20 protein-coding genes and 1 riboswitch are annotated in these 21,664 nt (G+C 41.1%); of the genes, 15 read left to right on the forward strand and 5 right to left on the reverse strand.

Features of this window, described 5'->3' with window-relative positions; all coding sequences use genetic code 11:
- Nucleotides 1–40 precede the first annotated feature (40 nt).
- The 5 genes from B0I26_RS12530 to trpB all read left to right on the forward strand — a co-directional run bounded on the left by B0I26_RS12530 (nt 41) and on the right by trpB (nt 3,371).
- Nucleotides 41–433 (forward strand): thiol-disulfide oxidoreductase DCC family protein, encoded by a 393-nt coding sequence (locus B0I26_RS12530; RefSeq protein WP_111645771.1) that lies wholly within the window; start codon nt 41–43, stop codon nt 431–433.
- Between the two features lie 267 nt (nt 434–700).
- Nucleotides 701–865, forward strand: a complete 165-nt coding sequence (locus B0I26_RS12535; RefSeq protein WP_245934787.1) for a hypothetical protein — start codon at nt 701–703, stop codon at nt 863–865.
- Between the two features lie 55 nt (nt 866–920).
- Nucleotides 921–1,643 (forward strand): N-acetylmuramoyl-L-alanine amidase family protein, encoded by a 723-nt coding sequence (locus B0I26_RS12540; protein WP_111645772.1) that lies wholly within the window; start codon nt 921–923, stop codon nt 1,641–1,643.
- 90 nt (nt 1,644–1,733) lie between these two features.
- Nucleotides 1,734–2,108 (forward strand): hypothetical protein, encoded by a 375-nt coding sequence (locus B0I26_RS12545; RefSeq protein ID WP_111645773.1) that lies wholly within the window; start codon nt 1,734–1,736, stop codon nt 2,106–2,108.
- A gap of 96 nt (nt 2,109–2,204) precedes the next feature.
- Nucleotides 2,205–3,371 (forward strand): tryptophan synthase subunit beta, encoded by a 1,167-nt coding sequence (gene trpB / locus B0I26_RS12550; RefSeq protein ID WP_111645774.1) that lies wholly within the window; start codon nt 2,205–2,207, stop codon nt 3,369–3,371.
- A gap of 328 nt (nt 3,372–3,699) precedes the next feature.
- Here the strand turns inward: trpB and B0I26_RS12560 are convergent, their stop codons facing one another.
- From B0I26_RS12560 to B0I26_RS12575, 4 genes are all read right to left on the reverse strand, one after another.
- On the reverse strand, nt 3,700–4,776 hold the full coding sequence (locus B0I26_RS12560) for an iron-containing alcohol dehydrogenase family protein (RefSeq protein WP_111645775.1): 1,077 nt from the start codon (nt 4,774–4,776) through the stop codon (nt 3,700–3,702).
- A gap of 143 nt (nt 4,777–4,919) precedes the next feature.
- Entirely contained in the window at nt 4,920–5,762 is an 843-nt protein-coding gene (locus B0I26_RS12565; protein WP_111645776.1) for a MetQ/NlpA family ABC transporter substrate-binding protein, read from the reverse strand.
- Between the two features lie 38 nt (nt 5,763–5,800).
- The gene (locus tag B0I26_RS12570; protein ID WP_111645777.1) at nt 5,801–6,466 is read right to left on the reverse strand and encodes a methionine ABC transporter permease; all 666 of its coding nucleotides are present in this window, start codon (nt 6,464–6,466) and stop codon (nt 5,801–5,803) included.
- Nucleotides 6,456–7,469 carry a methionine ABC transporter ATP-binding protein gene (locus B0I26_RS12575; RefSeq protein ID WP_111645778.1) on the reverse strand — a complete coding sequence of 338 codons (1,014 nt, stop codon included), beginning with the start codon at nt 7,467–7,469 and terminating at the stop codon, nt 6,456–6,458. The genes B0I26_RS12570 and B0I26_RS12575 overlap by 11 nt, the downstream gene beginning before the upstream one ends.
- Nucleotides 7,470–7,747: 278 nt before the next feature.
- A riboswitch (SAM riboswitch) is annotated at nt 7,748–7,856 on the reverse strand.
- A gap of 236 nt (nt 7,857–8,092) precedes the next feature.
- Here B0I26_RS12575 and B0I26_RS12580 point away from each other — a divergent pair.
- Complete coding sequence (locus B0I26_RS12580) at nt 8,093–9,643, forward strand: NAD(P)H-hydrate dehydratase (RefSeq protein WP_111645779.1); 1,551 nt, start codon at nt 8,093–8,095, stop codon at nt 9,641–9,643.
- Between the two features lie 104 nt (nt 9,644–9,747).
- Here the strand turns inward: B0I26_RS12580 and B0I26_RS12585 are convergent, their stop codons facing one another.
- Nucleotides 9,748–10,395, reverse strand: coding sequence for a coiled-coil domain-containing protein (locus tag B0I26_RS12585; RefSeq protein WP_342767127.1), 648 nt, complete (start codon nt 10,393–10,395; stop codon nt 9,748–9,750).
- A gap of 66 nt (nt 10,396–10,461) precedes the next feature.
- Between B0I26_RS12585 and B0I26_RS18865 the strand changes: the two genes are divergently transcribed.
- The 9 genes from B0I26_RS18865 to nirD all read left to right on the forward strand — a co-directional run bounded on the left by B0I26_RS18865 (nt 10,462) and on the right by nirD (nt 21,661).
- Entirely contained in the window at nt 10,462–10,596 is a 135-nt protein-coding gene (locus B0I26_RS18865; protein ID WP_281268705.1) for a hypothetical protein, read from the forward strand.
- Between the two features lie 138 nt (nt 10,597–10,734).
- Nucleotides 10,735–11,499, forward strand: coding sequence for an enoyl-CoA hydratase (locus B0I26_RS12590; RefSeq protein ID WP_111645780.1), 765 nt, complete (start codon nt 10,735–10,737; stop codon nt 11,497–11,499).
- Between the two features lie 464 nt (nt 11,500–11,963).
- Nucleotides 11,964–13,892 (forward strand): sigma-54-dependent Fis family transcriptional regulator, encoded by a 1,929-nt coding sequence (locus B0I26_RS12595; RefSeq protein WP_111645781.1) that lies wholly within the window; start codon nt 11,964–11,966, stop codon nt 13,890–13,892.
- 276 nt (nt 13,893–14,168) lie between these two features.
- Nucleotides 14,169–15,155, forward strand: a complete 987-nt coding sequence (locus B0I26_RS12600) for a thiamine pyrophosphate-dependent dehydrogenase E1 component subunit alpha (protein ID WP_111645782.1) — start codon at nt 14,169–14,171, stop codon at nt 15,153–15,155.
- A 28-nt stretch (nt 15,156–15,183) separates the two neighbouring features.
- Nucleotides 15,184–16,203, forward strand: a complete 1,020-nt coding sequence (locus B0I26_RS12605) for an alpha-ketoacid dehydrogenase subunit beta (protein WP_111645783.1) — start codon at nt 15,184–15,186, stop codon at nt 16,201–16,203.
- Between the two features lie 26 nt (nt 16,204–16,229).
- Entirely contained in the window at nt 16,230–17,609 is a 1,380-nt protein-coding gene (locus B0I26_RS12610) for a dihydrolipoamide acetyltransferase family protein (protein ID WP_111645784.1), read from the forward strand.
- A gap of 269 nt (nt 17,610–17,878) precedes the next feature.
- Nucleotides 17,879–18,148, forward strand: coding sequence for a hypothetical protein (locus B0I26_RS12615; protein ID WP_111645785.1), 270 nt, complete (start codon nt 17,879–17,881; stop codon nt 18,146–18,148).
- Between the two features lie 771 nt (nt 18,149–18,919).
- Nucleotides 18,920–21,343, forward strand: coding sequence for a nitrite reductase large subunit NirB (nirB, locus tag B0I26_RS12620; RefSeq protein WP_111645786.1), 2,424 nt, complete (start codon nt 18,920–18,922; stop codon nt 21,341–21,343).
- A 12-nt stretch (nt 21,344–21,355) separates the two neighbouring features.
- Nucleotides 21,356–21,661: a nitrite reductase small subunit NirD gene (gene nirD, locus B0I26_RS12625; protein WP_111645787.1), complete on the forward strand. Its 306-nt coding sequence runs from the start codon at nt 21,356–21,358 to the stop codon at nt 21,659–21,661.
- The last annotated feature ends 3 nt before the right edge of the window (nt 21,662–21,664 follow it).

A 21,664-nucleotide genomic window follows, 5' to 3' on the forward strand; every position in this document is an offset into this window, starting at 1 on the left:
GTTTGAACTCATGTCTGTTAGAAGTAAGAGGTGTTTTTATATGGAGAAAACCATTTTGTTTGATGGGATATGCAACTTCTGTAACGCAAGCGTTCGGTTTATTATCAAACGAGACCCGCAATCTCGTTTTCGTTTTGCATCCTTACAAAGCGAAGTCGGGCAGAAGATGCTAATAAAGTATAAAATTCCTGGGAATATCAACAGCTTTATATTCATTGATGGAGAAAGGTGCTACACGAAATCCAGTGCGGCGTTAAGAGTGTGCAAGCATTTAAAAGGATTTTGGAAGTTGTTTTATGTTTTCATTCTAGTTCCGCGTCCGCTTCGTGATCGTTGTTATCATTTTATTGCGGAAAATAGATATAAGTGGTTTGGGAAAAGGGAGAGCTGCATGATTCCAACTCCGGATATTCGAAGCAGATTTTTAGAGTAGAATCCAATATCTCCTATCCTGAAAGCTGATCAACGGAGAATAAAAAACATAATAGGCATACGATGATTTCAACGATGGACACTCCGTTATTAGGAGCTGTCGATACAGCAGTAGCGGGACAATTTCCCGAGCCGGTATAAATTGGCGGTGTTGCTGCAGGAACAATGATGACAATGTATTGGTTGTTTGTTTTTTGGGATGCTCGGCGTAGCTGTACAGGTCATAAACTATCTGAAATAAAGGAGAGATTCAAATGGACGATATTCTTTGATCCGAATTTACTCGTATGGGCGCACTTGCTGTATTAGACAAGCAACCAATTTATCAAATCGCTACATTTCTGCCGTTGCGCTTGCTCTAGGCATTGCATACGCTACATTTGAAGCGACAACATTCGACTCATCTGTGCTGCTTAGCGGGGGAGTTAAGTAATCGGTTCAGTTGTGTCAATTCAATATGCTCTTGAAAAAGGAGGAGAGGATCAATAATGGTACGTATTGTTTTAGATGCCGGACATGGAGGAAAAGATCCAGGAGCTGTTGCAAATGGTTTGCAAGAGAAAGACATTACATTAGCTATCGTCAAACATATCGGGCGTATTCTTGGCGAATATGAGGGTATAGAAGTACACTATACACGTGTAGATGACCGTTTTCTTGAATTAGAGGAACGTGCGGTGATTGCGAATAAATTGAAAGCTGATTTTTTCCTTTCTGTTCACATCAACGCCGGCGGCGGGACAGGATTTGAAAGCTATATTTTCAATGGCAATGTCAGCGCAACAACAATCACATATCAAAACGTGATTCATGCGGAGATCGTAAAGGCGGTTGGCAACATCACGGATCGTGGCAAAAAACGCGCGAACTATGCCGTGCTTCGCGAAACCAGGATGCCGGCTCTTCTAACAGAAAACTTGTTTATCGACAACGTCAATGATGCTGCCAAATTGAAATCAGAGCAATTTCTTCTACAAATCGCGCATGGTCATGTTGAAGGAATGGTGAAAGCATTCGGTTTGAAGAAGGAAAAGGAGAAAACGAAGGTGACAAAACCAACGAAAACACAGTATGATCAAGAAGTAGATGCAGCGTTTGAATTTTTGAAGCAACACGGGGTTGTGACGCAAGACCGCCGGAATGAACCGGTGACACGCGCTCAAATGTTTTTGATGCTGCATCGATTTGCGAAAAATATATTGAAGGAGTAGCATTTATCCCCTGCGGTTTGGCGTGGGGGTTTTTAATTTTTATACTAAATTTCCACATTACTTTTATGAATATTTCGGGAATTAAGAAAAATGAACCTCGATGTTAAACAGATTTTCAAAGCTCCAACTTATGAGCCACTCGCTACAGTTGATGTCTTCTACACATATATTCCTTCTTGGCAGGTATATTCAGGGGCAAAACGAATGGATATTGCCGTTGGCGATGTCATTGAAATTTGGCTGAAAAAAGGGGCGTACGGCTGGGAGCCTGCATTATCAGGAAATACAGTGAAACATATCAAGTACGTAGAGAATCGCAAAGAACCGATTCCAGAACCAATTTGGCATTCTATGAAACGAAACATTCGTAACGTTTGGCTAAGACATTCCAGTGTCACTGTATGGATTGGAATTCTCGCTTTTCTTTTCACGTTCGTTCTGTTTGCTTGGAGAAAGCGCAAATAGAATTTGTTGTAAGAAAATACAGAAAATTTATTGACTTTCATGGGCAAAGGGAATATTCTAATTATAAAAGTTTGGAAAGCAGAGGAGAGATGAGCAATGAGTTTAGTTCAGGAGAGAAGAGGGTATTTCGGAGAATTTGGCGGAAGTTTTGTGCCGCCGGAGTTACAGGAAGTGCTTGATTATTTAGAAGAGCAGTTTTTGCAGTATAAAGATGATCACGAGTTTAACGAAGAATTTAAATTTTACTTAAAGGAGTATGTCGGCCGCGCAAATCCGCTTACTTTTGCGGCTCGGCTTACCGAGCGGTTAGGCGGAGCAAAAATCTATCTGAAACGCGAAGATTTAAACCATACCGGTTCACATAAGATTAATAATGTCATCGGACAAATTTTGCTTGCGAAACGAATGGGTGCGAAGCGCGTAATCGCTGAAACAGGTGCGGGACAGCACGGTGTCGCCACAGCGACAGCTTGTGCAATGTTTGGCATGGATTGCACGATTTATATGGGGGAGGAAGATACAAGACGCCAGGCTTTAAACGTGTTTCGTATGGAATTGTTGGGAGCCAAAGTCGTCCCTGTGTCAAAAGGGCAGGGAAGATTAAAGGATGCGGTCGATGAAGCATTAAATGACCTTGTCCAAAACTATAAGGACACATTCTACTTGCTTGGCTCAGCGGTTGGACCCCATCCATATCCAAGCATCGTCAAGCATTTTCAGTCTATAATCAGTGAAGAGAGCAAGATGCAAATTTTGGAAAAAGAAGGGCGTCTTCCGGATGCCGTGATTGCTTGCGTCGGCGGCGGAAGCAACGCGATTGGCGCGTTTGCTCATTATATTGACGAGCCAGGCGTACGTCTGATCGGCGTCGAGCCGGAAAAAGCGGCGACGCTGACAAAAGGTGTTCCAGCCGTGCTTCATGGGTTTAAATGTTTAGTGCTGCTGGATGAAGAAGGAAATCCGCAGCCGACTTATTCGATTGCCGCTGGTCTTGACTACCCGGGAATCGGGCCTGAGCACAGCTATTTAAAAGTTTCCGGACGTGCCGAGTATTATACGGTGACAAACGAAGAAGTGCTTGAAGCGTTTCAAGTGTTATCGAGAACAGAAGGAATCATTCCGGCGCTTGAGAGCACTCACGCGGTGGCATATGCCATGAAGCTGGCGCCGGCATTAAGCAAGGAACAAATCATTATCGTCAATCTTTCCGGACGCGGCGATAAAGATGTCGAGCAAGTATTTCATATGTTAAAACAACCATAAATGCTTTAAAGAATTTTAATGTTAAAAGGTTGACCCTAACTAAAGCAAAGTCTATAGTACATATAGAGTAGAAACACTATATATTATAGATTATAGATTATAGATTATAGACTTCGCGTGAGGTGAGACACTTTTGGGTCAACCTCTTTTATTTTGACAGTTTAGACATGAACTTCAATTTCGGTATCAACATGATCCGAAAGAATGCGGAATGTATACTGTTAACAATAAAAATCACCTGAGGAAAAAGGACGTAACAGGGCAGTTGTTTAGCAAATGGTAAATGAAATGTTTTGTATGATGTCACTATGAAAAACAAAGAGCGAATTTAAACTGCTAACTTCTCAAGTTGATAAAATGCTTGGACGATTTTCTCGCTATCAACAGGGATATTCATAAGATGAATAGATTCATGCGGTTGGACGATTTCTTCGGCAATATAAGTTAGTTTTTCTTTTTCTGTTGCATCAAGACCGAGTTGTTTTAACGTATAAGGAAGCTTTAAATCGCGATAAAATGGAAGCAAATGATGAATTTCATCCCAATTTTTTTCAAGGGCTAGCTGCACGAGAATTCCATATGCCACTTTTTCTCCATGCAATAAATGATGTGTTTCGGGTACCTTCGTTAATCCGTTATGAACGGAATGGGCCGCTGCTATTCGTCCATATTGATCACCAAACCCTCCAACCATGCCGCCTGCCATAATAATCGTTTCAATTACTTTGCGGAATGATAAGGTATCGCGTTTTTCTACTAAGTCGTTTATGGCCGCTCGGCTATGTTCGAGCAGCTCCGTTTTGCAAAGATAGGCCGTTTGATGAGCGATTTTTACGGAAAGAGGAGGGTTGTTTACTTGGCGAATGATACAATCGGCTTCATACCATTTGGCAAGTGTATCCGCAATTCCGGCTCGAAGATAAGCGGCTGGTGAATGTAGCAATATTTTTGTATCAACTAAAACGATTAACGTTGATTTTGGAAAAATATCATAGCGAATAAATGTTCCGTTTTCATCATAAATCACGCTAAGAGGTGTCCAAGCTGCGCAAGTAGAAGCAAGAGTAGGAATTAATACTACATCAAGATGCGTTTGATTGGCAACGGCTTTAGCTAAATCTAGCACTTTTCCGCCGCCAATTCCAATGATGACATCAAAATGCACACAAAGGGACGATAACCGTTCAATTTCAGACAATGAACACTCTCCGTTATATCGGAAAAAGGAATAAGTGAATTCGCCGTTTTTAGGGAAGTACGGCTCAGCGGCTTTCCATGACCGTTCTCCGCAAATGACAAAAACATTTTTAAAACCATGTCTTTGCAGCAAAGCTTCGAGATGCATTAACACTCCGCTTTCACATACATAATAATTAGGAGCGCCACGAACTTCGATGATGTCCATCTTTTTATTCCCCCTTTTCGAAAGACTAGAATAGGAGAAAGAGGGTGTCTTATAAGGGTCTGACCTCACGCCTAGTTTGATGTCCTATATATTGTGTTGGGGTCTGACCCTGGGTTTTTGGAACACCCTCTTGTTATACGGATTTACTGTTTTCGTTTTAACATCCACTCTGGTTTGCCGAAACCTTTAAATTGTTCATCAATTACTTTTTCAAACTCTTCGGATTCAACGGCTTCTTTAATATCTTTCACAAATTGCTTGTTTAAATCTTTTGTATTTACGACAACACGGTTACGGTATTGATCAGGCATCTTTTCTAATACAAGTGCGTCAAGCAAGTTCATTTTTGCTGCTAATGCAAAATTTCCAGGCACAGCAGCCAAATCAACGCTTTCTACCGCACGAGGTAACTGACCGGCTTCAATTGGCTTAAACTGAAGGTTCTTGACATTTTCTTTTATATCTTTCTCAGAGACCGTTAGCGGGTTTGCTGCTGGGTCGAGCTTAATGAAGCCTGCATCTTGTAAGATTAAGAACGCTCTTGCTGCGTTTGTCGGATCGTTAGGAATCGCAATCTGACTGCCTTCTTTCACTTCGTCCAGCGATTTAAATTTTTTTGAGTAAATGCCCATTGGTGCAGTTGGAACGGCGATCACTTCTGAAAGGTCAAGGTTATTTTCTTTCGCAAAGTTCTCCATATAAATTTTGTGCTGGAATAGATTGGCATCCAAATCACCGTTAGCAAGAGCCAAGTTTGGTTGAATGTAGTCGCTGAATTCTACGACTTTTACTTGATAGCCTTTCTTTTCGAGAATCGGTTTAATCGCTTTATTCACCATGTCGCTGTAAGGACCGGAAGTGGCCCCGATCGTAAGTTCTTTTTTCTCTGTAGAATTAGTAGAATTAGAAGTGGTTTCTTTGCTTCCGCAGGCTGCGAGAAGCCCAAAGGATAACAGTAAAACGAGAAAGATGGATAATTTCTTCATAAAAAATCCCCCTATGATATTTATATTTTTAAAGGACCTTATCGCTTATCAACAAGACGAGCGATACGGTCACCTGCAAACTGAATCATTTGCACAAGGCAGATTAAAATGACAATCGTCGTAATCATGACAGTATTGTCATATCGGTAATACCCAAAGCGAATCGCAAGGTCCCCGATTCCTCCGCCGCCGACAATTCCTGCCATCGCTGAATATCCGACTAAACTTATCGTTGTAATCGTAATTCCGTGCACAATGCCGGGACGGGCTTCAGGTAAGAGGACGTCTTTTATAATCATCCAAGGCGTGGCCCCGACAGCAACAGCTGCCTCGATCACACCTTTGTCAATCTCCCGCAAAGAAGTTTCTACAATTCTGGCAAAAAACGGAGTCGCCGCAACGGACAATGATACAGAAGCTGCTGTAGGTCCGATGGTTGTTCCGGTAATGAGTTTAGTGAGCGGCAACAGTCCAACAAGCAAAATCACAAAAGGAATCGAACGAATCATATTGACGACAAATCCAAGGATCGATTTAACGGTTGTATTTTCTAAAAATAGCCCGCGGTCGGTGACGAATAATAAAATTCCTAAAGGAAGTCCGGCGATAATCGCCACCGATAGAGAAATGGCAACCATGTAAAGCGTCTCTAAAAACGCTTTATTCAGTTCAGGAACTAAATTGATAAGCGAATCAAGCAGCACTTGCAATGACCTCCAATCCATTTGTTCTTGCGGAAATATAATCAATAGCCCGCTGAACTTCATCAGGCTCTCCTGTAAGTTCCATAATGAAAATTCCAAGCGGCATATCTTGAATGTACTCAATTTTTCCATGTAAAATATTCCCTTTTACTTTGAAGGTTTGGAGCATATCAGAAACAACTGCTTCTTCGGCCATCTCACCTTTGAACTGAATTTTTATAATTGTTCCAGTGCGTTTTTTCAATAAATGGTCAGGAAGCTCAAATTGCAGAACGCTATGAATAAACGATTTTGTCAGCTCTTCTTTCGGATTCGTAAAAATATCATACACAGTTCCTAATTCGATCACTTTTCCATTCTGCATCACGGCAATACGGTCACATATGTCTTTAACGACTTCCATTTCATGAGTAATTAACACAATCGTAATTCCAAGTTCGCGGTTAATCTTTTTCAACAAGGCTAGAATCGACTTTGTCGTACTCGGATCAAGCGCTGATGTTGCTTCGTCGCATAAAAGGACAGTCGGCTCGTTTGCGAGTGCACGCGCAATTCCGACTCGTTGTTTTTGGCCGCCGCTTAGCTGGGAAGGGTACGCATCGCGTTTATCAGTAAGACCAACCATTTCCAGCAGTTCATTCACTCTTTTTTCAATTTCCTCTTTTGATTTTTTTGCGGCTTTTAAAGCAAATGCGACATTTTCAAATACTGTTTTTGAACTTACGAGGTGGAAATTTTGGAAAATCATTCCGATCTTTAAGCGTGCTTGTCGCAATTCCTTTTTATTTAAAGTTGTTAAGTCGACACCATCGATAATAACTTGGCCGGATGTCGGGCGTTCTAAAAGATTTAAGCATCGTAACAGCGTGCTTTTCCCGGCGCCGCTATAGCCAACAATCCCGAAGATTTCACCATTTTTGATGGTTAAAGAAACATTATCTACGCCAATGACTTTATTTTTTTTGGATGAATATATTTTTACTAAATTTCTTACCTCAATCATCGAATCCCCCCTGTTTTTATTTCTCTATTTATTCACATCGTTTCGTAATTGAAAAGAAGACAGCAAACGTTCACCTTATACGTGTCTGATCTATAAGTGTTTGACCTCACATGCATTTCACATATATCGTTCATTTATCCATGCGCTGTCTTACATATTGTGTTGTGGGGTCTGACACTTTGCTTTTGGATCAGTCTCGTATTATTTATCCTTGCAAATTATGATAAGAAAAAATGCCTCTTTCATTCAGAAAGAGGCATCGGGTATCTATTGTACACGACTTATCTTTCAGAATGAAAGCCATTCTGCAGGATTTGGCACCGTTCCTGTTATAAGGAGGTTGCCGGACGTCATAGGGCCTGTTCCCTCGGTCACTCTTGATAAGCGGTGATCGTATTCAATTTTTACAACAATAATAATTCTTGAAAAAATGATTGTCAATATATTTTTATCTATGTCAACGGAAGATAACGCTTACATTCTTGGTGTATATAGAAAAAAATTTTTTAACGAGTTTTTCATATAGGCAGGGAAGAACGTCAACATGGTTAGTAAACTATACGTAATAGGAAAAAGTGATTTAAAATACTTGTATGAGATTAAAAATTTGCGGGGTGATCTTCATGCACGTTGTGACTGCTTCAGAAATGTACGCGATTGATCGATATACAATTCAGCAAATCGGCATGAGTGAAGAATCGTTGATGGAAAATGCCGGACAAGCTGTCGCTACAGTTTTGCTGGAACGAATTCAACCTGCTCAGCGCGTCGCTGTTTTAACGGGAACAGGCAACAATGGCGGCGACGGGTTTGTTGTTGCGAGGGTGCTAAAGAGCCATGGTTATACGACGGATTTATGGTTAATACCGCCAAAGGAAAAAGTAAAAGGCGCGGCGAAAAAAGCACTTGAAATCTATGAAAATTCGGGATATGAAGTAAAGAATTACATAGGAAATGAGAAGGAATTTATCAAACAATTACGTTATTATGATGTGATCATTGACGCTTTGCTTGGAATTGGCGTAAATGGAGCATTGCGCTCTCCATATAAAGAAATCATTGAGAAAGTGAACGAAACAAAGGGACTTGTTGTGTATGCGATTGACGTACCAAGTGGAATTCCAGCGGACGGGGGAGAGGTGGAAACAGCGATTCAGGCGAATGTAACGATTACGATTCAATATCCAAAGCTAAGTGCATACACATTTCCAACAGCTGATTACTATGGTGAATTAATCGTAGTGGATATCGGTATTCCTCCGCTTTCTTTAGAAAAAAATGCCGAGTTTCGCCAACTATGGAGTGAAGCGGCTGTCGTAAGAACGCTGCCGGTAAGAAAGCGTTCGTCCCATAAAGGTACTTATGGAAAAGGGCTTGTGATTGGCGGCTCGCGGAATATGACAGGCGCTGTCACTATGGCCGCAAAAGCGGCTTTAAGAAGCGGAGCTGGATTGCTGACAATGGCTGTTCCGGATGATGTTTATCCCGTTGCCGCCACCCATATTCCAGAGGTGATGTATCATCCATGCTCATCGTTGAACGGCTGCTTTGCCGGGGAAATCGATTTGATCACCTTGGATGTTGACGCGATTGCCGCAGGACCGGGCATGGGGAGAACGATGGGAACGAAAAATGTTGTCCAAAAGGTGCTATGCCAAGATGTTCCAGTCGTTCTTGATGCGGATGCGTTATATTTTTGGAACGATTATGTTTCGATAGTACGTGAACGAACAGAAGCGACGATTTTAACGCCGCATCCTGGAGAAATGGCGCGAATGCTTGGTGTTTCCATTCACGATGTTGAAAAAGACCGTTTTGGCATTGCCAAGCAATTTGCAATGAACTATGGTGTCTACCTTGTGTTAAAAGGACCTTACACCATTGTCACGACTCCAGATGGAAAGCAATACGTGAATACGAGCGGAAATCCGGCGTTGGCAAAAGGCGGAAGCGGTGATGTACTCACTGGAATCATTCTTGCGTTTATCATGCAGCACGACAACATTCAAGAAGCGATTTGCAATGCCGTGTTCGTGCATGGAAAAGCGGCGGATGCGCTCGTCGAGAAGGAGCATTCACCATTGGATGTGCTTGCGACAGATGTTATCGAGGCCGTTCCGCAAACGCTTTTTTCACTTTATAAAAAGGGAGTCTCGTATCAGAAACAAAGATGAAGTATATGAATACGAAAAATAGACCTCTTCCTAGCATTGCCGTTCAAGCGAGGTCTATTTTTATTTTGATATTTCGATGGTTGCTTTTGGGGCAGTCTTATTTGTCAATGATGTGTTTTTAATAAGTGAAGCTTTTCCTCTGTGCGGGCGATGCGGCTAATTTGGTAGTCTAACCGTTGATGAATATAGATGATGTCTTCTTTTGTGGCCATCTCACGACGAATATGGGCAATCTCATGCATCATGCTATCCTGAAGACTGCGCTGTTCAACCTGATTGTCCCGAATGGCTTTCACCATTTTTGTGTTCTCATCCATTTGCACTTTTAACAAATAAAGTTCTTCCTCTTGCTTGTCCATTCTCTGTTTTAGCGTTTCGACATCTTGTTTGAGACTTTGCATATCGTCTTTTAGTGTCTCCACATCTTGTTTGAGACCTTGCACATCGTCTTTTAGTGTCTCCACATCTTGTTTGAGACCTTGCACATCGCCTTTTAGCGTTTCGACATCTTGTTTGAGACCTTGCACATCGCCTTTTAGCGTTTCGACATCTTGTTTGAGACTTTGCACATCGCCTTTTAGCGTTTCGACATCTTGTTTAAGACCTCGTACATCTTCTTTTAATGTTTCGACATCTTGTTTAAGACCTCGTACATCTTCTTTTAATGTGTTCGTATCTTGTTTGACGCTCTTCATGTCTTCTGTCAAGCCTTGAACGAGATCCACTAATTGTATGAGGAGTTGTTCTTGCACTCGTGTTCACTGTCCTTTCTTTTTAAGGATATGACATTTCCGTAGGAGATGGATAGGAGTAGAGGAGTGGCAGAAGATAGAGAAGCAGTTGAGGAAATGTCTTTCAAAATGATATTAGCATATTCCGACAAAAACGACTATATGAGTTGTGAAATACTTTATTCAAAACCAACTGCTTGCCAACCAGCTGTATGGTTATAGTGAAAAGCCGCAAGTCGTGAGGATGCAAACGAATGAAGTTTTTGAGTTTTTATGCCATACTATCAGAAAAATAAAAAGGATTTTTCGCTAACGTGCTGAAATAATCCAAGGAGAAATGATTGAATGGGAGGATAAAAAATGGAAACGGTATTACTTACTTTCGCAAACCAATTGGCGATACTGGAATTGAATCGCCCAGATTCATTGAATGCGATGAATGAACAGATGCTGACGGAAATAATGGCAAAGTTAAAAGAAGTTGAAAAAAGTGATGCTCTTATTTTACTTATGACAGGAAAGGGGAGAGGATTTTCAGCAGGTGGCGATATCAAAACGATGTTAAACATAGAAGATCAAGAAAAATTCGTAAATATTATGGAAACGATTAAACAATTAATCATCACACTGTACAGTTTGCCAAAAGTAGTGATTGCTGCGGTTCACGGACCAGCGGCGGGATTAGGATTTAGTTTCGCTTTAGCAAGCGATTATTTAATCGCAACGAAGTCTGCCCGTTTAGCGATGAATTTTATTGGGATTGGTTTAATTCCTGATGGTGGAGGACATTTCTTCCTGGAAAAAAGATTAGGTGAGGCGAAGGCAAAGCAACTGATTTGGCAAGGGAAAACGATGAGTGCCGAAGAAGCATTCCGAATCGGTTTAGTCGATGAAATCGTCGAAGATGCAAATGAAATTTATGAGAAAATCGCACAATGGAAAACAAAGCCGCTGCAAGCAATGATTGAGACGAAGAAAATATATACGGAATTAAATAAGGGTAGATTGCTTCAAGCGTTGCATCTTGAAATGATCGGTCAACAAAAAATGAGACAAACCGAAGACCATCGTGAAGGGGTTCGCGCCTTTTTAGAAAAACGTAAACCGAACTTCTCTGGAAGATAAAGAATATTATCAGCTAGGAATGGTGCTTGTTCCTGAACAGAAAAAGTAAGGAAACGGTATGCTGCTTTTTAGAAAAAACATCGAACAGAACCAACTCGATGACGAAAAAACGAATGATCGAAATGCATGAAATATCGGCTAACACGTATCTTTTGCGTTTTTTGGCCATACGGATGCTCGGCGTTTAAAGCCTGCAGATACAAGAAGCAAGCGCCGAAAAACGATATTTAAAGTCATTGAGACAGTTGTAAACATGATCTACCCCAAATCTATTTTTATCAAAGAATAGTAACCATTTAACTATGTTTAATGTTAAATAGAAAAACAGCTGGAATCGATCAGGCTGCACGCTCTAAACACCAACGAAGTCGCAATCATCATCGTCACTTCATTTTGATGGTGAAAAAACGGTAAACTAGTTCATGGATGGATCACCACTTAAAATTTTGCGGAGGTGTTTTTGCGTGAACAGTCGGCGGGAGGATGTCAAAGAAATGTGGAAGCGCTTTATTTTTGAAAATGAACTAGCTGCAGAACTTTCTCCCATTGTCAAAGACTCATGGATTCGCTCAAAAAAATGGAAAGTAGATCCTTTCCAGCCATATGGCCATATAAAGAAAATTGAAACGGAACGATACAAAAAACTTATTGATTGGTCCACTCCCCTAATGGAAGGACTCTATTCCATCGTAAAGGGCTCCGGATTTTTAGTGATTCTTTGTAATGAAAAAGGACAGCTATTAAAATCAATCGGCGATCCGGACACATTGGCAAAGGCGGCTCAAATCGGCTTTGTCGAAGGAGCGGATTGGAGTGAACAAACGATGGGCACTAACGCGATTGGCACCTCCATTGTTCTCGATCAACCTGTACAAATATTTGCTGAGGAACATTATTCACAAATATGCCAATCATGGACTTGTTCCGCAGCCCCGATCCATGATTCAAAAGGCAACATTATCGGCGTATTAAACGTATCCGGCCCATATGAAAAGGTGCATCCTCACACATTGGGGATGGTCGTTTCAGCGGTGAAAGCCATTGAGTATCAATTGAAGTTAAATGAAAATACAGAAAAAAATATCATGATGCAAAGGTTTCTTGAAGCGACAACCAATAATATGAAAGAAAGCATCCTTATTATTGATACGGAAGGAAAAATTATAAAGGCTAACGATCAGCTGAAGAAATTTCTTTGTCTTGATCAATCGTGTCTGGAAGGAAAAAGGATTAACGAGCTTTTTACAAATAAAGACATTGTTTCAAAGGCTCCTGTCTATCTTCACAATCAGGAATTACATTTAAAAGTGAAGCCATCAAGAAATATTCATCATGTCATGGTCGATAAAATTCCGATTTATAAAGATAAACATTGGATCGGTTCGATGATCATGCTGAAAGAAATTCAAAAAGTGCGCCAATTTGTTAATCGCTTATCCGGCAACCAGGCAAAAATAACGTTCGATGATATTATCGGACAGCATCCTTATTTCATTCAAAAAGTGAATGAAGCCAAACTTGCGGCAGCGACCGACTCAAACGTTTTAATACTAGGAGAAAGCGGAACAGGAAAAGAAATGTTCGCGCAGGCCATCCATAATGCAAGCAAGAGAAAAAACAAACCGTTTATTGCCATCAATTGTGCTGGAATTCCCCGCGATCTTCTTGGAAGCGAGCTGTTTGGTTATGTAGACGGCGCTTTTACCGGAGCTAAAAAAGGAGGAAGTGCGGGAAAATTTGAACTTGCTGACGGCGGTACTCTCTTTTTAGATGAAATTGGCGAAATGTCTTTGGAAATGCAGGTTCTTCTTTTACGGGTCATCCAGGAAAAAGAAGTGATGCGGATCGGCGGACATAAAGTGATACCGGTGGACGTCCGAATTATCGCGGCTACGAACAAAAATCTCCGTGATGAAGTCAAAAAGGGGAGCTTCAGGGAAGATTTGTTCTTTCGCCTCAATGTCATGCCGATCACTTTGCCGCCTTTGCGGGAAAGAAAAGAGGATATACCGCTTCTTGTCCGTCACTTTATCGATAAGCTTAGTAAAAAATTAAACAAACCGTTTCCAGAAATCAGGACGGACTTTTTACAGGCGCTCATCCAGTACGACTGGCCGGGGAATATCCGGGAATTGCAAAATATACTTGAAAGAACATTAAACCGGAGCACAAAGCCAGTTTTATCTGCCGAAGATTTGCCGGAAGAAGTGTTTCAAATGTTTTCTGGACAAAAAACAGAGGAGATGTTGGTGCATAGAGATGATATTAAAAAACAGTCCATTATTCAGGCATTGCGTCTATTTAACGGAAATATCACGAAAGCAGCCAAGCATTTAGGAATTTCCAGAAGTACTTTTTACCGACAAATGAGAAAATTTAACATCCCGTATTAACCAAATAACCGTTTCATTTTGTATCAAATTGTATTAATATGTAGCAACAAAGTGTCCCATTTTGGAACACTTTGTTGCTTTTTACTGAAAAAATGTTAGTTGAATCTATGATCGCGCAAAAAAATTTTCTAGATTTTTTTGATAGAACTATGAAACTATTTGTGGTAAATCGACAAATTTCATCGCTCTTCACTTCCTCAATCGCCTATATTGGCATGCTTTTTGCATATTAGTATAGATGAAAGCGTTTTATTTTCAATGAAGGAGGAGAGCAAGTTGACAATTTCTGTTGATCATCTTACTTGGATGTACGAAACAATGTACAAAATTCGTTATTACGAGGACAAAATGGCTGAAGCCTATGCCGAAGGAAAAAATCCTGTCTTTAATATCGGTGCAGGACCTGTACCGGGCGAAATGCATTTGGCAACGGGGCAAGAACCGGCCGCTGTTGGTATATGTGTTCATCTAACGAAAGAAGATACGGTAACGTCTCCGCACCGTCCACACCATCATGCGATCGCAAAAGGAGTTCACTTAAACCGAATGACCGCTGAAATCTTTGGTAAAGTGACGGGACTCGGAAAAGGAAAAGGGGGGCATATGCACTTATTTGATCCAGATGTCAAATTTTCCTGTGGAGGAATTGTTGGTGCGGGTATTCCGCATGCACTTGGGGCAGCGCTCGCCGCAAAGAAAAAAGGAAAGGATTGGGTAGCGGTTGCTTTTATTGGGGAAGGAGCCGCCAACCAAGGAGCTTTCCATGAATCTTTAAATATGGCGGCGCTGTGGAATTTGCCGCTTATTGTCGTGATTGAAAACAATCAATACGGAATTTCTGTTCCTAAATCCGCATCCACATCTGTTCCATCCAATGATATAAGAGCTGCCGCTTACGGAATAAAAGGATATTATGTGAAAGACAATGATCCGATTGAAATGTACAACGTTTCAAAAGAAGCGGTGGAACGGGCGAGAAAGGGGGAGGGACCATCGATTATTGAAATTGAAACGTACCGTTATTTAGGACATTTCCAAGGAGATCCGGAGGTTTACAGGGATAAAAACGAGGTCACTTTACTAAGAGAAAAAGACCCAATTGTCCGTATGCGCCAGCTCTTAATCAAAGAGTACGGAATAGAAGAACAACAGCTGAGCGAATTGGAAAATAGAGCAAAGCAGGAAGTCGAAGCTGCTTATCAATTCGCGCGCGAAAGCGATTATCCTGCACCGGAAGATGCTTTAAAAGATCTTTTTGTTTAATCACGACTATAAGAAAGGGGTCATAAAAATGCAAAAAACAAAGCAACGCTTATTAACGGGAAATAAAGCGATTGCAGAAGCGATTCGATTAGAAATGGAAAGAGATCCGAACGTGTTTGTCATGGGAGAAGATGTCGGTGTATACGGAGGGATATTCGGGGCAACCGAAGGATTATTTCAAAAGTTCGGTCCTGAAAGGGTAATCGATACACCGATTTCTGAAACGGCTTTTATTGGAGCCGCCATTGGAGCCGCTGCAGAAGGAATGCGGCCGATTGTCGAATTAATGTTCGTGGATTTCTTCGGTGTTTGTATGGACCAAATTTACAATCATATGGCCAAAATTCCGTATATGTCAGGAGGAAGTGTCAAGCTGCCAATGGTATTAATGACGGCGGTTGGCGGAGGATACAGCGATGCTGCTCAGCATTCGCAAACATTATATGCTACTTTTGCCCACTTACCGGGAATGAAAGTGGTGGCGCCATCCACTCCGTATGATTTGAAAGGAATGATGATTTCCGCTATTAGGGACGATAATCCAGTTGTGTTTATGTTTCATAAAACATTGCAAGGATTGGGATGGATGGATCAGCTGGATGCATCCGTCGGACATGTTCCGGAAGAAGCGTACACCGTGCCAATCGGCAAGGCGAAAGTGGTAAGAGAAGGAACAGACATTACGATTGTTGGCATTCAAATGACAACCCATCACGCTTTAGAAGCCGCTAAAAAGCTGGAGCAGCATGGAATTCAGGCGGAAGTGATCGACTTGCGTTCACTCGTTCCTTTAGATCGCGAAACGATTCTTCAGTCCATAAAAAAGACACATCGTTTGCTGGTAGTCGATGAAGATTACTTATCCTACGGCATGACGGCAGAAATCGCCGCGATCGCAGCAGAAGAAGGTTTATATGATTTGGAGGCACCGGTCAAAAGATTGGCTGTTCCGGATGTACCAATTCCATACAGCCGTCCGCTTGAACAATTTGTACTGCCGAATGCAGACAAAATTTTCAACGAAGCAATGAAATTAGTCAATGAATAAAATTGATTTCCATCCAGGAGGCAGATATGTTAATCGAAGTAAAATTACCGCGACTATCCGATGATCATGATGAAAGCTTGATCACTTTCTGGCATGTTTCAGAAGGTGATGCAGTCGAAAAAGGTGATACACTCGTGGAGGTGCAAACAGAGAAAGCTGTTTCGGAAATCGAAGCTCCGGAGTCAGGTGTTGTAAAAGAAATCAGGAAAAAAAGAGGCGACACTGCCGCGGTCGGGGCTGTATTGGCTGTCATCGAAACAGCCGATGAAACAGCGCCTTCAACAGAGGAGCTAACAAACAATTCAACTGAGGAGCAACAAAAAGTTGTGCAAGAGGCTCCTGTAGAAAGAAAAGCTACTCCGCGTGTAAAAAAATTAGCGAGAGAACTCGGGGTTGATTGGCGCCTTGTCACGCCAACCGGTCCTAACGGCAAGGTCACGGAAGAAGATATTCGAAACGCGGCAAAGAAAAGCGAAGAAAAGGAAAAACAACCAAACCGGTTTTTCATAGCAACACCATCTGTACGCAAATTTGCGAGAGAGCACAATGTCAGCCTTGAAGAAGTGACACCGACCGGTCCTAACGGAAGAATATTAAAAAGCGATATTGAGGCTGTCTTAGCAAAACGAAAATTAGAACAAGAACAAGCAAAAGCCGAAAAAGAAGCGGCAGCCGGCAGGGAAACAACAAAAGAGGAAGTGAGCACGCAAGGTCAACGAAGAATTCCGCTTACCGGCATTCGAAAAGTAATCGCAAAGGCGATGGTTCATTCGAAATCGGTGATCCCGCATGTAACTCATTTTGATGAGGCCAACGTAACCAATCTTGTGTTCCATCGTGAAAGGGTAAAACCATTTGCCGATGAAGAGGGGATTAAACTCACCTATCTCGCTTATGTAGTGAAAGCGTTAACAGCCGTGCTGAAAAAATATCCGATGTTAAATGCTTCCTTAGATGATGAACGAGAAGAAATTATTTTAAAGGATGAATATCATATCGGCTTTGCCGCCGACACCGACCGCGGTCTTGTCGTTCCGGTGATTAAACACGCAGACCAAAAGTCGTTATTTCAGATCGCCAAAGAGATCGAAGAGCTTGCGAAAAAAGCAAGAGACGGCTCAATCAAAGCGGATGAAATGACGGGATCTACGTGTACAATATCGAATATCGGCTCAGCTGACGGCTCTTGGTTTACCCCGATTATCAATCATCCGGAATCGTGTATTTTAGGCATCGGCAGAATTGAGAAAAAACCTATCGTTGTTCAGGATTCGATTGAAATCGCACCGATGATGGCCTTATCGCTCAGCTATGACCATCGTTTGATTGACGGCGTTTTAGCCCAAAAAGCCTTAAACGAACTTAAGAAATATTTAAGCGAGCCGGATCTGTTATTTGTAAAATAAAAATCTCCGTATAATATGTTCTAGCTAATGGAAAATAAAGATAAGGAGGCTGACTCAAAAGCTGTTATGAGACAGTCTCTTTTTGTTTACTTTTCTTTTGTTGAGATCCTTTTTCTCAACAGATTTCTAACGGATAAACGCGGGATCTCTCCTCACTGCCCGAACGTATCAATCAGACTTATAACGCTTTGTTGAAAATAAATGAGTGCTCATAAAAATGGATTTTCAGGAAACACTAAATGAAACCAAAAACAGGAGGAATAGCAGGGATGTCATGGATCGAAGGACGCATTATTTCTGGTGAATATGACAATGAAATGAATGTCTTCACCATCCAAAAGTTAAAACAGTTTTTTGTTGAATCTGTTCTTCAACCGCATCAGATGCAGCAGCTGTCAGCCTATCTTAAAAACCAGCAAAATGAGGAGAAAGGCCAGATCCTCGTTCTTTACGATCAAATGCCTGTGAAATTGTCGCAGGAAGAAATAAAGCAATTCATAGCGGATTTAGACGAAATTCAGTCTCTTTTATGCCGATAAAAGAAAGACAAATAAACATAAGGATAGTGTAGCCAAGGGAAAAGAATACGAATCGTTACCAATAAAATATAAGCTTAGTAATTTTGAAGCATATATATAATTCGATATGAATGATTAAAAGTGTATATTTGAACTGCCAAAATTATGCTAATTGTACATTTTAGGCAGGACCGAGGGATAAAACCATCACTCGTTTCTTGTAACAGAAGCCATTTGCGCGTGCGCTTCTGTTTTTCTTTTTTTAAATATTAGCAAAATGCAAGGGCAACAGAAATGGGAAAAAGTGTTTTTGGAAGAATGAATCATTCGGTTGTGAGAAGATAGCGGTAGAAAGGAAATCAAGGATTAAACAATATTTATTGGAAAAGACAACAAAAGTGATCACGGTCATTCAGAACATCTATAAAGGAACAGCAGCACAGCAATATACAGTTGCAAGTACTAACAGCCCGGCAAGAAGGAAAGAAAAATCCAAGTGCCTGTCATTATTGGAGAGGTTGTTTATTTGCCTGAAACGATTTCGTGGCTTGAACATTCCTGGTATAAGTCTTATCGCATATTTCAAAAAAGTTTTTATGAAAAAACAATGTTAAATTTTATAACATAAATAGTGATAAAATTTAATATTTTGATAAGATAGAGGTACGCAGCAACAAGAAAGGGGGGAGCAATGATATTATTCAAAATTTTAATATTCATATTTATTCTTTTGGTATGTAATATGGTTTCATCGTTGAAAATTCAACTGCTATGTTACGGAGGGATCGTTAGATGAAGAGAAAACAATTAGTGCTCATCGGTAACGGTATGGCAGGTGTGCGTTGTATCGAAGAAATTTTAAAAATTGATCGCGATTTATTTGAAATTACCATTTTCGGAAGCGAGCCTTATCCGAATTATAACCGTATTTTGTTATCAACGGTATTACAAGGAGACACATCGATTGATGATATTACAATGAATGATTGGGAATGGTACGAGAAAAATAATATTCATCTTTTTGTCGGGGAAACGGTAGTCAAAATCGATAAAGAACAACAGCTTGTGTTTACGGACAAGGGGCGAGTTGCCGAATATGACGAATTAATTATTGCCACAGGCTCTAAACCTTTCATTCTTCCGATACCGGGGAGCGATAAACAAGGAGTAACTGCGTTTCGTGATATAAAAGACTGTGAAATGTTGATGGAATATGCAAAAAAATATAAAAAAGCAGTGGTTATTGGCGGTGGATTGTTAGGTTTAGAGGCTGCCAGAGGTCTTTTAAATCTAGGTATGGAAGTGAATGTTGTCCATATTTGGGAACATTTAATGGAACGTCAACTTGATCCGACTGCATCTAAATTATTACAACGAGAGATGGAAAAACAAGGAATGAAATTTCTTTTGCAAAAGGAGACAGCAGAAATTATCGGGGATGACCGAGTAGAAGGTCTTCGCTTTAAAGATGGAACGGAAATCGCTGCTGATTTAGTCGTTATGGCCGTTGGGATCAGGCCGAATGTTGAACTTGCACGGCAAAGCGGTATCGCTGTGAACCGTGGCATTATCGTAAATGATTATTTAGAAACGAGTGTCCCTCATATTTATGCGGTCGGCGAGTGCGCTGAACATCGCGGAATAGTTTACGGTCTTGTCGCTCCTCTTTATGAGCAAGGAAAAGTTTTGGCGGAGAAGCTTTGCGGAATTAAAGGACGAACTTACACAGGGTCTGTCGTTTCTACCCAGTTAAAAGTGTCTGGAGTCGATGTATTCTCTGCCGGGGAGTTTATGGATCAAGAAGGAACATCATCTATTAAAGTATATGACGAGTTCCGCGGGATTTATAAAAAAGTTGTTATTCGTGATGAAAAAATGATCGGTGCCGTTTTATTTGGTGATACAAGTGACGGACGAAAACTGCTCGACATGATTCAGAAAAACGAGAATATTTCAGAATCATTCCAAGTGTCATTTTTTCGGCCATCATCCAATCAATCAAACAAAAGTATGACGGCAGAAATGGCAGATAATGAAGTGGTTTGCGGATGTAACGGTGTGACGAAAGGAACGATTTGCAAGGCGATTGTAGAAAAAGGGCTTAAAACGGTTGAACAAGTAAGAGATTGTACAAACGCCTCCCGTTCTTGCGGAGGATGTAAAGGACTTGTCGCGGAGCTTTTAGAATATACGATTGGAGAAGAATTTGATCGCAGCGTGGAGAAAGAAACCATTTGCAGCTGTACAACATTAAGCCGTGAAGAGGTAATTGAGGAAATTAAATCCAAAAATTTAAAATACGTCAAAGAAGTTATGAATGTACTTGGATGGAAAAATGAAGAAGGCTGCTCGAAATGCCGTCCTGCTTTAAATTATTATTTAAGTATGTTATATCCGACAGAATATCAGGATGAATATGAATCTCGGTTTGTCAATGAACGGCTGCACGCTAACATTCAAGCAGATGGAACATATTCCGTTGTCCCGAGAATGTACGGAGGGGTGACAACAGCGGAGCAATTGCGGAAAATTGCCGATGTCGCTGAAAAATACAATGTTCCGATGATTAAATTAACAGGTGGTCAGCGCATTGATTTATTAGGAATTAAAAAGGAAGATTTGCCGAAAGTGTGGGCGGAGCTGGATATGCCGTCCGGATATGCGTATGCAAAAGCGTTGCGAACGGTAAAAACGTGTGTCGGCAAACAATTTTGCCGCTTTGGAACGCAAGATTCTACTCAATTGGGCATTGATTTAGAAAAGAAATTGGAGCGCCTCAATACCCCTCATAAAGTGAAAATGGCGGTGTCTGCCTGTCCGCGGAATTGTGCGGAATCAGGAATTAAAGATGTTGGCATCGTCGGTGTTGATGGCGGTTGGGAAATTTATGTCGGCGGAAACGGCGGTACTCATTTACGTGCAGGGGATTTATTATGCACCGTTCAAACTGAAGAAGAGGTCATTGAAATTACAGGTGCTTTTCTTCAATATTATCGCGAGTCGGCCAACTATTTGGAAAGAACATCCAAATGGGTTGAACGAGTCGGACTTGAACGCATTCGGGAAGTGATTTTTGATGTCGATAACCGCAAACAACTGCTTGTTCGTCTTGAGGAAGCTTTAGTAGCGGCAAAAGATCCGTGGAAAGAAATTGTCGAGAATAAAGAGATTCAAGAAAAATTATTCAGAGATTTGAAAGTTCCAGTAAACCATTAGGAGGGAATCAATGTGGCACGAATTGAGGTAGGAGCGTTACATCATCTTCCTAAAAGAATAGGAAAGTGTGTAAAAATAGGGCATATGGAACTGGCGCTGTTTCGCTTATCGAATGATCATGTTTACGCGGTAGAAAATCGTTGTCCGCATAGAGGAGGAGATTTGTCACAAGGAATTGTCAGCGGGGAGTTTCTCTTTTGTCCGCTGCACGACTGGAAAATTTGCATGAGAGATGGGAATGTGCAAGCACCTGATCGTGGTTGTGTCAAAACGTATAAAGTGGAAATTGAGAACGAGAAAATTTATGTACAATTGTAAGAA

Origin of the sequence: Paranoxybacillus vitaminiphilus, assembly GCF_003259935.1 — a bacterium.
Taxonomy (GTDB): Bacteria; Bacillota; Bacilli; order Bacillales; family Anoxybacillaceae; genus Paranoxybacillus; species Paranoxybacillus vitaminiphilus.

Excerpts from the sequence above, each read along its gene's own strand:
- trpB (WP_111645774.1), top strand. The coding sequence starts at position 2,205 with ATGAGTTTAGTTCAGGAGAGAAGAGGGTATTTCGGAGAATTTGGCGGA.
- B0I26_RS12565 (WP_111645776.1), bottom strand. The coding sequence starts at position 5,762 with ATGAAGAAATTATCCATCTTTCTCGTTTTACTGTTATCCTTTGGGCTT.
- B0I26_RS12580 (WP_111645779.1), top strand. The coding sequence starts at position 8,093 with ATGCACGTTGTGACTGCTTCAGAAATGTACGCGATTGATCGATATACA.
- B0I26_RS12540 (WP_111645772.1), top strand. The coding sequence starts at position 921 with ATGGTACGTATTGTTTTAGATGCCGGACATGGAGGAAAAGATCCAGGA.
- B0I26_RS12605 (WP_111645783.1), top strand. The coding sequence starts at position 15,184 with ATGCAAAAAACAAAGCAACGCTTATTAACGGGAAATAAAGCGATTGCA.
- B0I26_RS12545 (WP_111645773.1), top strand. The coding sequence starts at position 1,734 with ATGAACCTCGATGTTAAACAGATTTTCAAAGCTCCAACTTATGAGCCA.
- nirB (WP_111645786.1), top strand. The coding sequence starts at position 18,920 with ATGAAGAGAAAACAATTAGTGCTCATCGGTAACGGTATGGCAGGTGTG.
- B0I26_RS12590 (WP_111645780.1), top strand. The coding sequence starts at position 10,735 with ATGGAAACGGTATTACTTACTTTCGCAAACCAATTGGCGATACTGGAA.
- B0I26_RS12615 (WP_111645785.1), top strand. The coding sequence starts at position 17,879 with ATGTCATGGATCGAAGGACGCATTATTTCTGGTGAATATGACAATGAA.
- B0I26_RS12575 (WP_111645778.1), bottom strand. The coding sequence starts at position 7,469 with ATGATTGAGGTAAGAAATTTAGTAAAAATATATTCATCCAAAAAAAAT.
- B0I26_RS12610 (WP_111645784.1), top strand. The coding sequence starts at position 16,230 with ATGTTAATCGAAGTAAAATTACCGCGACTATCCGATGATCATGATGAA.
- B0I26_RS12560 (WP_111645775.1), bottom strand. The coding sequence starts at position 4,776 with ATGGACATCATCGAAGTTCGTGGCGCTCCTAATTATTATGTATGTGAA.
- B0I26_RS12530 (WP_111645771.1), top strand. The coding sequence starts at position 41 with ATGGAGAAAACCATTTTGTTTGATGGGATATGCAACTTCTGTAACGCA.